The following is a 12924-nucleotide window of genomic DNA, read 5'->3' as shown; positions in this document are numbered from 1 at the left end:
AGGGATATGAGTGCTGTTCCTCGTTCCGAAAAGCCGGCGGGCCGGTTCCGGCGCATGCTCGACCGGCTCTCCTCGTCGCAGGAGGACCTGGAGTCCGAGGAACTGCGGGAGGACGCCGAGACCGCGGGCTGTACGCGGATCGACGACTGCCACGACCGGCAGATCGTCACGGTAACTGGTACCTTGCGCACGGTCACCCTGCGCCCGCGTGCCGGAGTCCCGGCCCTGGAGGCCGAGCTGTTCGACGGCTCCGCCGCCCTGGACGTGGTGTGGCTCGGCAGGCGTTCCATCGTCGGTATAGAACCGGGGCGCAAGCTGATCGCATCGGGCCGGATCTCGATGAGCCGGGGCCGCCGGGTGCTCTTCAACCCCAAGTACGAACTGCGACCCCTCGGACGGGAGTAGCCGGTGACGTCACTCGACAAGCCGACCGAAGGCACGACGGCCGACGACGACGCCCGGGCGGTGACGGAGGCCGCGCTGTTCGAGGCGTTCGGCGGGGTCCGGGGCATGGTCGAGACGGTGGTGCCCGGCCTCATCTTCGTCACCGTCTTCACGATCAACAAGAACCTGCACTGGTCCGCGATCGCCGCCCTGGCCGTCTCGCTGGTGCTGGTCGTGGTCCGGCTGGCGATGCGGGACACCGTCAAGCACGCCTTCAGCGGGGTCTTCGGCGTCGCCTTCGGCGTGGTCTTCGCGATGATGACCGGCAACGCCAAGGACTTCTACCTGCCGGGGATGCTCTACACGCTGGGCCTGGCACTGGCGTACATCGTCACCACCCTCGCCGGCGTGCCACTGATCGGCCTGATGCTCGGCCCGGTCTTCCGGGAGAACCTCTCCTGGCGCACCCGCAACCCGGGCCGCAAGAAGGCGTACGCCAAGGCCAGCTGGGCCTGGGGCCTGATCCTGCTCGCCAAGTGCGCGATCCTCTTCCCGCTGTACTGGTGGGCCGACACCGCACAGCTCGGCTGGGTCCTGGTGACGCTGAAGATCCCACCGTTCCTGCTGGCGGTCTGGCTGACCTGGGTCTTCCTGGCGAAGGCGCCCCCGCCGATCGACGTGTTCGCGGAGATGGAAGCCGAGGAAAAGGCCGAGGAGGAGCGCAAGGCGGCCCTCGCGCAGGAGCGCGGCGAAGCACCGGCCGGCGGCCGTCACCGCCGCCAGACGTGAACATGGCCCGTACGACGGCGAGGGGCGCCCGGAGATCTCCGGGCGCCCCTCGCCGTCGTCACCCGTCAATCCTTCCGGCGGACCGACAGCAGGTCCTCCAGCTGCTCCTCACGCGCCTGCGCGGCCACGAACAGCAGTTCGTCGCCCGCCTCCAGGGAGTCCTCCTGGGACGGGGTGAGCACACGGGTGCCGCGGATGATGGTGACCAGCGAGGTGTCCTCGGGCCACTCCACGTCGCCGACCTGAGTGCCGGCCAGCGCCGACTCCTCCGGCAGGGTCAGCTCCACCAGGTTGGCGTCGCCGTGGCTGAAGCGCAGCAGCCGGACCAGGTCGCCCACGCTGACCGCCTCCTCCACCAGCGCGGACATCAGGCGCGGGGTGGACACGGCGACGTCCACGCCCCACGCCTCGTTGAACAGCCACTCGTTCTTCGGGTTGTTCACGCGGGCCACCACCCGCGGCACGCCGTACTCCGTCCTCGCCAGCAGGGAGACGACCAGGTTCACCTTGTCGTCGCCCGTCGCGGCGATCACCACGTTGCAGCGCTGCAGCGCCGCCTCGTCCAGCGAGGTGATCTCGCAGGCGTCGGCGAGCAGCCACTCCGCCTGTGGGACGCGCTCGACCGAGATCGCGGTCGGCGCCTTGTCGATGAGAAGGACCTCGTGGCCGTTCTCCAGCAGCTCACTCGCGATCGAGCGACCGACCGCGCCGGCACCGGCAATGGCGACCCTCATCAGTGACCGCTCCCCTCGTCGGGGCCCTCGGCGAACGCCGCCTCGACCTTCTCCACGTCGTCCGTCCGCATCATCACGTGCACGAGGTCGCCCTCCTGCAGCACCGTCTGCGAAGACGGCAGGATCGCCTCGCCGAGGCGGGTCAGGAACGCCACCCGGACGCCCGTCTCCTCCTGCAGCCTGCTGATCTTGTGACCCACCCACTTCGTCGAGGCGTGCACCTCGGCGAGCTGGACGCCGCCGGTCGGGTCACGCCACAGCGGCTCCGCGCCCGAGGGCAGCAGCCGGCGCAGCATCTGGTCGGCCGTCCAGCGGACCGTGGCCACGGTCGGGATGCCCAGGCGCTGGTACACCTCGGCGCGGCGGGGGTCGTAGATACGGGCCGCGACGTTCTGCACGCCGAACATCTCGCGGGCCACGCGCGCGGAGATGATGTTCGAGTTGTCGCCGCTGGAGACGGCCGCGAAGGCACCGGCCTCCTCGATGCCCGCCTCGCGCAGGGTGTCCTGGTCGAAGCCGATCCCGGTGACCCGGCGGCCGCCGAATCCGGGGCCCAGCCGTCGGAAGGCGGTGGGGTCCTGGTCGATCACCGCGACCGTGTGCCCCTGTTGCTCCAGGGTCTGGGCGAGAGCGGAGCCCACTCTCCCGCAGCCCATGATGACGATGTGCACGACCGTCCTTCCGGTGTCAACAGCTACTGCTCAGCCTCATCAGGGTCTCAGACAGAGGGACAAGCTACACACGCACCGTGCGGGGCGGGCACCCCCCTGCCACATGCCGGACGGTTCCCCGGCGCCCGGCCTCTCACTCGGCCTCGAACGGCCGGCGCCGGGTGATGCTGCGCACGCTGTAGAGGGTCAGGAATCCGAGGCCGAGCAACGCGGCGGCGGCGCCGATCAGCTCCGCGGTCGGGGGCATGGGACCTCCGGGGTTCGGCGAGGAGCGAGGTCCGGACATCTAGGCACGGCGCACCTCCCGCCTGCCCGATCCGCGGGTCCTGGACCCCGGATTTCACCCGTGAGGCAGATCCCGGGCGGGGGCGTCCCCGCGCGAGCGCATTCGAGCGTGGGGGGACGGTGGGCCACCGGGAGTCCAAAGGCTTACGATCCTCTGTTGTGTCCAAACTGACCGACGTGCCCAAACGCATTCTGATCGGGCGCGCACTGCGCAGTGACCGGCTGGGCGAGACCCTTCTGCCGAAGCGGATCGCGCTCCCCGTCTTCGCCTCCGACCCGCTGTCCTCCGTGGCGTACGCGCCAGGGGAGGTCCTGCTGGTCCTGTCCGTCGCGGGCGTGTCGGCGTACCACTTCAGCCCCTGGATCGCGGTCGCGGTCGCCGTGCTGATGTTCACCGTGGTCGCCTCCTACCGGCAGAACGTGCACGCCTACCCGAGCGGCGGCGGCGACTACGAGGTGGCCGGCACCAACCTGGGCCCCAAGGCGGGCCTGACGGTCGCCAGCGCGCTCCTGGTCGACTACGTCATGACCGTCGCCGTCTCCATCGCCTCCGGCATCGAGAACCTGGGCTCCGCGATCCCCTTCGTCGTCGAGAACAAGGTGCTCTGCGCGGTCGCCGTGATCGTGCTGCTGACGCTGATGAACCTGCGGGGAGTGAAGGAGTCGGGCAAGCTCTTCGCCATCCCGACGTACGTCTTCGTCACGGGCGTCTTCCTCATGATCGTCTGGGGCGCGTTCCGCGGGCTGGTGCTCGGCGACACCATGCGGGCGCCGACGGCCGACTTCGAGATCAAGGCCGAGCACCAGGGACTCGCCGGCTTCGCCCTCGTCTTCCTGCTGCTGCGCACCTTCTCCTCCGGCTGTGCCGCGCTCACCGGCGTCGAGGCGATCTCCAACGGTGTGCCGGCCTTCCGCAAGCCCAAGTCGAGGAACGCGGCGACCACGCTGGCGCTGATGGGCCTGCTGGCCGTGACGATGTTCTGCGGCATCATCACCCTCGCCATGTCGACCAAGGTCCGCATGGCCCAGAACCCGGCCACCGACCTGCTCCACAACGGTGTCCCGATCGGCTCCGGCTACGTCCAGGACCCGGTGATCTCCCAGGTCGCCGAGGCGGTGTTCGGCCGGGGCAGCTTCCTGTTCGTCGTGCTCGCCGCGGCCACGGCGCTGGTCCTCTTCCTCGCGGCGAACACCGCGTACAACGGTTTCCCGGTGCTCGGCTCGATCCTCGCCCAGGACCGCTATCTGCCCCGCCAGCTGCACACCCGCGGCGACCGCCTCGCCTTCTCCAACGGCATCGTGCTGCTCGCGGGCGCCGCCGCACTGCTGGTCGTCGTCTACGGCGCCGACTCCACCCGGCTGATCCAGCTGTACATCGTCGGCGTGTTCGTGTCCTTCACGCTCAGCCAGATCGGCATGGTCAGGCACTGGAACCGGCATCTGGCCGCCGAGCGGGACGCGGCCAGGCGCCGCCACATGATCCGCTCCCGCGCCATCAACACCTTCGGCGCCTTCCTCACCGGCCTGGTGCTGGTCGTCGTCCTCCTCACCAAGTTCACGCACGGCGCCTGGGTGGCCGTGCTCGGCATGTGCGTCTTCTTCGTGACGATGACCGCGATCCGCAAGCACTACGACCGTGTCGCCGAGGAGATCGCCGCCCCCGAGGGCCCGACCGACGACGTGGTCCGTCCCTCCCGCGTCCACTCCGTCGTCCTCATCTCCAAGATCCACCGCCCCACCCTGCGCGCGCTGGCCTACGCCAAGCTGATGCGCTCGGACACCCTGGAGGCGCTCACCGTCAACGTGGACCCGGCCGAGACCAGGGTGCTGCGCGAGGAGTGGGAGCGGCGCGGCATCGACGTACCGCTGAAGGTGCTCGACTCGCCGTACCGCGAGGTCACCAGGCCGGTCATCGAGTACGTCAAGAGCCTGCGCAAGGAGTCCCCGCGGGATGCCGTCTCGGTGATCATCCCCGAGTACGTCGTCGGCCACTGGTACGAGCACCTGCTGCACAACCAGAGCGCGCTGCGCCTGAAGGGAAGGCTGCTGTTCACGCCCGGCGTGCTGGTGACCTCGGTGCCCTACCAGCTGGCCTCCTCCGAGGCGGCCAAGCTGCGCGCCCGCAGGCGCCAGGAGTGGAACGCGCCGGGTGCGGTGCGGCGGGGGCCGGCCCAGGACCGGGCGAAGGAGTCACCGGCGGCGAAGGACTGACAGCGGTCCTGTCCTCGCGGTGAACGGCCGGGCGGCACCCACGTAGACTGGTGGGCTGTTGTCCGGCCTTCCCCCTCTCTGATCTGGAGTCACCCCGCCATGCAGGCAGAACCGAAGAACTCGCGGGCGAGGTCGCTGGTGGGGCAGGAGTACGAGGTCGAGATCGGCCCCGTCGCCCACGGCGGCCACTGCATCGCCCGCACGTCCGAGGGCCAGGTGCTGTTCGTACGGCACGCGCTGCCCGGTGAGCGGGTCGTGGCGCGGGTGACGGAGGGCGAGGAGGGCGCCCGCTTCCTGCGCGCGGACGCGGTACGGATCATCGACGCCTCCAAGGACCGTGTCGAGGCCCCCTGCCCCTACGCCGGCCCCGGTCGCTGCGGCGGCTGCGACTGGCAGCACGCCAAGCCGGGGGCGCAGCGACGGCTGAAGGGCGAGGTGATCGCCGAGCAGCTGAAGCGGCTCGCGGGCCTCACCCCCGAGGAGGTCGGCTGGGACGGCACGGTGATGCCGGCCGAGGGCGACAAGCTGCCGGCGGGCGAGGTCCCGCAGTGGCGCACACGTGTGCAGTACGCGGTCGACCCGGCCACGGGGAAGGCGGGCCTGCGCCGCCACCGCTCGCACGAGGTCGAGCCGATCGAGCACTGCATGATCGCGGCGGAGGGCGTCAGCGAGCTGGGCATCGAGCAGCGCGACTGGACGGGCATGGAGTCGGTCGAGGCGATAGCGGCGACGGGCTCGCAGGACCGCCAGGTGATCCTCACCCCGCGCCCCGGCGCCCGCCTCCCGCTGGTCGAACTGGACCGTCCGGTCTCCGTCCTCCGGGTCGACGAGAAGACCGGCGGCGTCCACCGCGTCCACGGCCGCCCCTTCGTCCGCGAACGCGCCGACGGCCGCACCCACCGCGTCGGCGGGGGCGGCTTCTGGCAGGTCCATCCCAAGGCGGCGGACACCCTGGTCAAGGCGGTCATGCAGGGCCTGCTTCCCCGCAAGGGCGACATGGCCCTGGACCTCTACTGCGGCGTCGGTCTCTTCGCCGGCGCCCTGGCCGACCGCGTCGGCGACAAGGGCGCGGTCCTCGGCATCGAGTCCGGCAAACGCGCGGTCGAGGACGCCCGGCACAACCTCGCCGACTTCCCCCGCGTCCGCATCGAACAGGGCAAGGTCGAGTCCGTCCTCCCGCGCACCGGCATCACCGAGGTCGACCTGGTCGTCCTGGACCCGCCCCGCTCGGGCGCGGGCCGCGCGACGGTGGCCCACCTCTCCTCCCTGGGCGCCCGCCGCATCGCCTACGTCGCCTGCGACCCGGCGGCCCTCGCCCGCGACCTGGCGTACTTCCGCGAGGGCGGCTACCGGGTACGGACGCTGCGGGCGTTCGACCTGTTTCCGATGACGCATCACGTGGAGTGCGTGGCGATTCTGGAGCCTGCTAAGAAGGCTGCTTGACCTGCGGGTTTTCCGTTTCGGGTCGACTCTCGACCCGTTTTCCTGTGCGCAACAGGTCGGGCGAGTCGCCCCGTCCCCACCTGCGGGTTTTCTGCTGACGAGATTCGCGGGAGGTCTAGGACGAGCCAACTTGCGGGAAATCTTGACGCTCATACGACGCTCGAATTGCCTGTGGGCAGGGAGGGCCGAGAGGCTCTGCCGGCGACCGTTCTCCACCACAGTGTTCCTGTGCGTGCTGCGTGCTGTGAGGCGCCGGTCTACCAGACACACTCAATTACAGAGGGTGATGCGCCGAGCCGCCGGGTTCCGGCCGTCCAGGCTTTCGGCGGGGCAGGGAGCTTTCGATCGGGTGTTGTTTTCCGGGTGGGCTTGATAGCGGGAGGGGCGTGGGTGCACGCTCGTCGGGACAGGGTCCAGGAGAGGAGCGCTGACATATGAGTGAGCCTGCGCACGAGGCGGCGGCCGACGTCCCGCAGCCGCCTATGCAGGTGGAGGCGATCCGTTCGGCGCTGGCCCAGGTCGCCCCGGAGCTTCTTCCACGGTTCGACGAGGCGCGGGTGGCGGCCACGGCCAAGGCCAGGCTTAGTGTCTCCGCGACGCCGCTGCGAAACTTCGTGCAGGGCTGGGCTGTGGAGGTGGCCATAGCCCGCAGGCCGGAGACATCCGCCCGGCTCCGTGACCTGGAGGCGCGTGCGGCGAGGGTTACCAGCCTGGACGAGGCACGGACGATTGCCACGGAGATCAGCCGCATCCGTCGCAGTGCGGCAGTCGAGGTGGGCCTCCACGAGGCGGACGCTCGGTGAGCTTTGACGACCTCTGGGTATGGGAGTATGCCTTCCATGCCGAGGACGAGATCAGCTATCCGCAGCTTGTCCGCGACGAAGTGAAGGACATCGCCGATCAGCTCGTCGAGATGGCGAACCTCGGTATTGATCCTGCCGAGCTTGGTGAGCCGACCTCGGGGACTGCCCGTCGGCATGACCTGCCGTGCGGAGGCTGGTTCACGACCCAGTCCCTGCCGTACAGCCGACCGCCTCTTCTCGCCGTGGTCGAAGTGGTTCCGCCGTTCCACCTTCTCTGAAGGTCTTCCTGGGGCGTGGGAATAATCGTCAAGACTTGTGGACTTGGTTGATCTCAGTTCGGCTCGGGTGACTTGATCGCAACGAGTTCGACCTCGAAGCCGTCGTCGTTCTCCAGGTAGGCTGCGTAGGGCGGTTCAAGGGGAGCGCAGGCAGTGAACTGGCGAGATCCCTGCCCCGGTGGGACTCATTCCGCATCGCGTCTGTCCAGCGCCTCCAGCGGCCCACCTGCCACGGAATCGCCCCGGGATCCTCTCACTCCACGTCGTCCGCCACCCAGTCGCTGATGAGCGCATGAGCCACAGCCATGAGCTGCCGATGGGCCAGCGGCTGGAGATGGGAGAGGAAATTACGGGCGTCGCAGAGGATGTCCAGGCGGCGCTGCTGTTCGGTGGTGAGGGTGAGGAGGCGGGAGGCGCGCTGTAGGTCGGCCACCTCCAGTTCGACAAGCGGGGCGGCGGGGAGCTGCTTCTTGACCTGGTACTGGGAGCGAGCCTGTTCGCGGAAATAGTCGAGGCTGATCTCCTTGCGCAGGAGGCCGGGGACCAGATCAATGAAGGCGGTGCGGGCCTCGTCCACCAGGGGCAGCAGGACGCGGTGCCAGGCGAGGGCACGGGCCGGGTCATTCGGGCCGAGCATGTCCGCGAGCGCGGAGAACGCCTCCGGGCCAGCGACGTCGGGCAGGTACCTGCCGTCCTCCGAACGCCAGGACAGGCCCGGCAGCATCAGCAGCGCGTCCGCCGGCGGCGGGAACCGGACGTCCTCGTCCCTGATCCCGGGCGTGTAGGACCGGTCGAGCCATCGCACCAGCAGGTCGAACAGCGCGCCGCCCACGCCCGGGGGCCGCCCCGCCTCCCTGGCGGCCTCGAGCGCCGTCGGCAGCTCGGGACCGATGGCACCGCTGCCCGACGCCGTCGGCGCCTCGGCGGCGCGCAGGGCCGCCTTCAGGAGGTCCTGGACACTCTTGACGTGCGTGCGGAGCTGAAGACGGGCGCCGGAGTGGATGTCGTTCTTGGCCTGCTTGGTGGTGCGCTTGACCCGGTCGGTGTCGTCGATCAGGCGGTCCGCGGCATCGGCGCGCCGGAAGTGCTCCTCCATCAGCCCGGACAGCTTCTCCGCGCCGGACTTGCCGCCCTTCCTGGCCCACTCCTCGATCGCGTGCAGGGTCTCGCCGAGCACCCCTTCGGGCCCGGCCAGCGCCTGCAGAACGACCGTGGCCCGCTGGTAGCGGATCTTCCGCTTCGGCAGGTCGACCGCGAGCTGACGGGCCTGGTCGGCGATTCTCTCGAACCGGTTGGTCTCAACGGCCGCGACGCCGGCGCGCAGACCGCCCGGCTTGATCTCCGCGCCCTTGCGTACGGCGAGCACCAAGCCGTCGAGAACCCTCGCCCAAGGGTCCGGAAGACCGGGGACGGACGTGTGGTCGCCGGTGAGGACGCTGCTCGCCCAGCGGGCCGAGATGCCGCTACGTACGGCTGCCGTCAGCAGCATGAACTGGGCGTCGCGGTCGTCCTCCAGGGGACGGCTTCGCGTGACGGCGTCCAGGAATTCCCCGGCCTTCACCTGCAGGTCGGAGGCTGAGGCGGGCGAATCGTGGAACGCGGCGTCCGCAAAGGCGAGGGCGAGCGTGCGGTGCTCCGACGCGCCGGCGGCACGGCTCACCCAGTACGCCTCGGCGAGCCGACCCTCGGCGACCAGGGCCTCCACGGTGGCTTCGGCTCCGGCCCAGCCGTCGGCCGGGGCGGGGGTCGCTTCGTCGGCGCCGGGCTCGGTGCGGGACGACGCCGGGGGCCGGGGGTGGTGGGGGCAGGGGCCTCGCGCGGGTCCCCGCCGGTCCGGCCCTCGTCATCGTGGTGCTCGCCGGAGCCGGGGGAAGCGGGCTCCACCCGGACTTGGGCGGCACCAGTGTCCTGGGCCGCCATCTCGTCGGGCCGGTCGACGGCTTCGGCCTCAGGGCCGGGGATCGCGGCCTCCGTCGTCGCTGCCGCGACCGGTTCTGGGGTGTTCCCGCTGCTGAACGAGTCCCCGGCTCCCCCGTCCTGAGACGCGGGCGTGTCGCCCTGTCCGCGAACCTCGTAGTCCGCGCCAGGCGGAATGGCTTCGCCCTCCGGGCCGAGGGTCTTGTCCTTGGGGGCCGGGCCGGGGCCCGGCCCCGGATCCGTCTCGCCGCTCCCTTCGCCCGGAGACACACGGTCCGCACTGGCGTCCGTCGCGGAGTCGCTCTCCGCCTCGGACGACGTAGTGTCGGCCACCGGGTCACCACGGAGCTTACGGAGCTTCCGGTCGAACTGCGCGACCTGGTCGACGAGGGCCTGCCGCATCAGGTCACTGACGGCCTGCTCAATCAACCCCACCGCCTCGTCGCGCGCTTGCACGACCTTGGCGATCTCCTGAGCGATCCGTCCCCGTTCCCGTTCCTCCTCACGCAGCCGCTCGGTCAGCGCCGCGGCCTCGAGCCAGCCGGCATCCGGACCCCAGGGGTCGGAGGGCTCCGCGTCTTCGGCCGCCGCAGATACCGCCTCCGCGAAGGCCTCGGCCAGGAACTGCCGCTCCCGCATCCAGGACGTCACGGCGCTCAGCAATGCCTCGTGTCCGTCAGGCTGCCGTCCCTCCCTGACGGCAGCGGCGAACGCCTCCAGCTTGTCCACGAGTTCAGCGGCTTCCTCGCGAAGCGCGGTGGTTCGCAGCGACAGGACGTCAGGGTCCGGCACAGCCGGCGCCTGGGCCTCCACCACCGAACCGGCGCCCTCGCCGGCCGCCGCCCCGCCCTCCGCCTCATCACCCCGCATCGCCGGGATGCAGGACGGGCGCTCCCAGATGTCGGCCGCCACCGGTTCTCCCTCGATGGCCACCGCCCTCCGGAGTTCCTCGGCATGGCTCTCCGTGAACCGGTGAGTCGGCAGATGTGACGCGAACGTCAGCCCGTACACGACCAGTTGCGCGAGTTCGGGCGGCAGCATCTCGAGCATCCGGACGAGCTGATCCAGATCCGGATCCTCAAGGAAATTCCCCTGCCCCAGCTCCACCAGCTGTGAGCAACCGACACTCAGGCCGCAGTAGCACAGGATGTGCAGAACTTCCTCCGGAGCCCGGCTGATCCAGAGCCGCGCGCCTGGCGGTCGCCGACGAGCCGTGGGGGCGGGGGCACCCGGGTAGTTCAGGAGTGCCGGACTGTGAGTCTTCTCGACGTGGCGCATCATCCGCATCATCAGCTGCGGCCTCCCGAGAAGCCACTGCCGGAACCCAGAAACGGAATGCCTCGCCCAACCCCCTTGCGTCCCCGGTGCTCAGCCTGTGGTCAGCAGGCCGGCACCCAGCGGACCCACCCCCCGGTGGGTCACCCCTGCCGAGCCTCGCACCGATAAGTGTGATGTGCAGCAGTCTTACCAGAGGGCGCCGACAATGAGCAGTCGTCAGCACGGAATCTGTGCTCCCGGAGCTGCCACGACCTCCCGTAGGTCACACTTCCCCTGTTGCTCTCGCCGGCCGCCCAGCGTGGTCCTCTACCGAACCTGCAACGGTTCAGCCGGATACGCTCCGTGACTGATCGATCGGCCAGCTGGGTGAGTGTCTCGCTCAGTCGGCCTTCCCCTCGGTGGGTAGTCTGGGGCAGACCACCGAGTGCCGCGCCGTGAGGAGGCGGCCGGAGCGGTAGGGATTGGTGGAGCAGTGGGTGCGCGGCTGTGACGCTCGTTTGACGCTCGGGCTTTCACAAGAGTCTTCTGGCGCACGGAAAAGGGCATCTGACCTGCGGCTTTGCCCGGAAGGCGTGATTCGAGCATGTTTCCGATGACCTCGCACGTGGAGTGTGTCGCCATCCTGGAGCCCGCAGTAAAGGGCCTCTGACGCGTAAATAGCTGCAGGTCAGGGTGGGTGCGGGCGGGGTTGGGTGCCCGGTGGCCGTGCTGGTCGCCGGGTGTCCTGGCGCTGGTCGTTCAGGCCGCGCCTTCCAGAGGGTTGAGGGTGACGGTGTAGCCGAGCTGGTTGAGCGCGTTGATCGCTCGGCGGGTGGCGCGTTCGGGGTCGTGCTGGGTGAAGTAGGTGCCGCCGAGCTCGTGGTAGGGAACGTTGTCGGTGAGCATGTGCCAGATCGCGGTGATGATCGAGTGCTCGACGGCGACCAGGGCCTTGAGCGGGCCGCGGCGGGCGGTGAGTCGCTTGTAACGGGCCTGGAGGTAGGTGTCCTTGGTTCTTACGGCGCCAAAGGCGGCCAGACCGAGGGCGCCTTTGAGATACGGGTTGCCGGGACGGACCTTGGCGCTCTTGGTGCGGCCGGCGGACTCGTGGTGGCCGGGGCAGACCCCGGCCCAGGAGGCGAGGTGCTTGGCGGAGGCGAACCGGTTCATGTCACCGCCGGTCTCCGCGATGATCACCTCGGCGACGGCCCGGTTGATTCCGGGGATGGTGTCCAGGAGGTCGAGCGCGGGACGAAAGGGGGCCATCGCCTCCTCGATCCGTGCATCCAGCTGCCCGATCGCGCAGGTGAGCTGGTCGTAGTGGTCCAGGTGCAGCCGGGCCAGGAACGCGTGGTGGGCGCGGAAGCGGCCGGTCAGCGCCTCGGTCAGTTCGGGGATCTTGTTGCGGAGCCTGCGCTTGGCCGGGTCCGCAAGGACCTGCGGGTCGCGTTCGCCGCTGATGAGGGCCTCCAGCATGGCGCGGCCGGAGACGCCCATGATGTCGGAGGCGACCGCGGCGAGTTTGATGCCGGTGTCCTCCAGCAGTTTCTCCAGCCGCTGCACGATCTGGCCGCGCTCGCGGGTCATCTGGGTGCGGGCCCGGGTCAGATCCCGCAGTTCGCGCACCGGCTGGGGCGGCACGAACGAAGGGCGGACCAGGCCGTGCGCGCCGAGCTGAGCCAGCCAGGCCGCGTCCGAGACGTCGGTCTTGCGGCCGGGCAGGTTCTTGACCTGCCGTGCGTTGACCAGGATTACGTTCAAGTCCTCGGCCAGCAGGTAGTAGAAGGGCTTCCAGTAGTCCGAGGTCGCTTCGATCACGACGAGGGTGACCTCGGCGGCGAGCAGGTGATCCCGCAGTGCGAGCACCGCGTTCGTGGTCGATCCCCAGGTGGTGGTCTCGGTGGCGAACGACCCGCGCCGTTTGGTACTCGGGGTGCGGACGCACGCCTTGGCGTCCTTCTTGCTGATGTCCACACCGGCGCAGCGTTCGTGCAGCACGTCCACGTCCCGATCCCCCCCTCAACGGACGAGTAGTACGCCGTTCCGGGAGGGCCAGGGTGAATCAGGAATTCTGACGCACGTGCTCACAGCAACACTCCACGGTCCCCGTGGACGGCCCCCAGCACCACGCTGACCTGCGAGCTCACCGGCA

At 69.8% G+C, this 12924-nt stretch carries 11 protein-coding genes; 6 read left to right on the top strand and 5 right to left on the bottom strand.

Annotated features, from left to right (window positions below):
• Positions 1-6 precede the first annotated feature (6 nt).
• Both ACX25U_RS09015 and ACX25U_RS09010 read left to right on the top strand, forming a co-directional pair.
• Complete coding sequence (locus ACX25U_RS09015; protein ID WP_454390359.1) at positions 7-405, top strand: OB-fold nucleic acid binding domain-containing protein; 399 nt, start codon at positions 7-9, stop codon at positions 403-405.
• Between the two features lie 3 nt (positions 406-408).
• Entirely contained in the window at positions 409-1173 is a 765-nt protein-coding gene (locus ACX25U_RS09010; RefSeq protein WP_454390357.1) for a DUF3159 domain-containing protein, read from the top strand.
• 65 nt (positions 1174-1238) lie between these two features.
• Here ACX25U_RS09010 and ACX25U_RS09005 read toward each other — a convergent pair whose 3' ends face one another.
• Together ACX25U_RS09005 and ACX25U_RS09000 are read right to left on the bottom strand one after the other, a co-directional pair.
• Complete coding sequence (locus ACX25U_RS09005; protein ID WP_454390355.1) at positions 1239-1907, bottom strand: potassium channel family protein; 669 nt, start codon at positions 1905-1907, stop codon at positions 1239-1241.
• Positions 1907-2578, bottom strand: a complete 672-nt coding sequence (locus ACX25U_RS09000; RefSeq protein ID WP_454390353.1) for a potassium channel family protein — start codon at positions 2576-2578, stop codon at positions 1907-1909. The genes ACX25U_RS09005 and ACX25U_RS09000 overlap by 1 nt, the downstream gene beginning before the upstream one ends.
• A gap of 444 nt (positions 2579-3022) precedes the next feature.
• On the opposite strand from ACX25U_RS09000, the gene ACX25U_RS08995 reads away from it, so the two are divergent.
• The 4 genes from ACX25U_RS08995 to ACX25U_RS08980 all read left to right on the top strand — a co-directional run bounded on the left by ACX25U_RS08995 (position 3023) and on the right by ACX25U_RS08980 (position 7598).
• Complete coding sequence (locus ACX25U_RS08995) at positions 3023-5074, top strand: APC family permease (protein ID WP_454390351.1); 2052 nt, start codon at positions 3023-3025, stop codon at positions 5072-5074.
• Between the two features lie 99 nt (positions 5075-5173).
• Positions 5174-6517: a class I SAM-dependent RNA methyltransferase gene (locus ACX25U_RS08990; protein ID WP_454390349.1), complete on the top strand. Its 1344-nt coding sequence runs from the start codon at positions 5174-5176 to the stop codon at positions 6515-6517.
• Positions 6518-6951: 434 nt separating this feature from the next.
• Positions 6952-7320: a hypothetical protein gene (locus ACX25U_RS08985; RefSeq protein WP_454390347.1), complete on the top strand. Its 369-nt coding sequence runs from the start codon at positions 6952-6954 to the stop codon at positions 7318-7320.
• Positions 7317-7598, top strand: coding sequence for a hypothetical protein (locus ACX25U_RS08980; protein WP_454390345.1), 282 nt, complete (start codon positions 7317-7319; stop codon positions 7596-7598). Before ACX25U_RS08985 ends, ACX25U_RS08980 begins: the two co-directional genes overlap by 4 nt.
• Before the next feature lie 253 nt (positions 7599-7851).
• Here the strand turns inward: ACX25U_RS08980 and ACX25U_RS08975 are convergent, their stop codons facing one another.
• The 3 genes from ACX25U_RS08975 to ACX25U_RS08965 all read right to left on the bottom strand — a co-directional run bounded on the left by ACX25U_RS08975 (position 7852) and on the right by ACX25U_RS08965 (position 12776).
• Entirely contained in the window at positions 7852-9303 is a 1452-nt protein-coding gene (locus tag ACX25U_RS08975; protein ID WP_454390343.1) for a hypothetical protein, read from the bottom strand.
• Positions 9255-10565, bottom strand: coding sequence for a hypothetical protein (locus ACX25U_RS08970; RefSeq protein ID WP_454390341.1), 1311 nt, complete (start codon positions 10563-10565; stop codon positions 9255-9257). Before ACX25U_RS08970 ends, ACX25U_RS08975 begins: the two co-directional genes overlap by 49 nt.
• Before the next feature lie 966 nt (positions 10566-11531).
• On the bottom strand, positions 11532-12776 hold the full coding sequence (locus ACX25U_RS08965; protein ID WP_454390340.1) for an IS110 family RNA-guided transposase: 1245 nt from the start codon (positions 12774-12776) through the stop codon (positions 11532-11534).
• Positions 12777-12924 lie beyond the last annotated feature (148 nt).

It is taken from the genome of Streptomyces sp. JNUCC 63 (assembly GCF_054366325.1).
The sequence above is the reverse complement of the archived record's forward strand: the minus strand, read 5'-3'. Positions and strand labels throughout refer to the sequence as shown.

Coding starts and splice junctions, on each gene's coding strand:
- ACX25U_RS09015 (WP_454390359.1), top strand. CDS start 7: ATGAGTGCTGTTCCTCGTTCCGAAAAGCCGGCGGGCCGGTTCCGGCGC.
- ACX25U_RS08990 (WP_454390349.1), top strand. CDS start 5,174: ATGCAGGCAGAACCGAAGAACTCGCGGGCGAGGTCGCTGGTGGGGCAG.
- ACX25U_RS08985 (WP_454390347.1), top strand. CDS start 6,952: ATGAGTGAGCCTGCGCACGAGGCGGCGGCCGACGTCCCGCAGCCGCCT.
- ACX25U_RS08970 (WP_454390341.1), bottom strand. CDS start 10,565: ATGCTCGAGATGCTGCCGCCCGAACTCGCGCAACTGGTCGTGTACGGG.
- ACX25U_RS09005 (WP_454390355.1), bottom strand. CDS start 1,907: ATGAGGGTCGCCATTGCCGGTGCCGGCGCGGTCGGTCGCTCGATCGCG.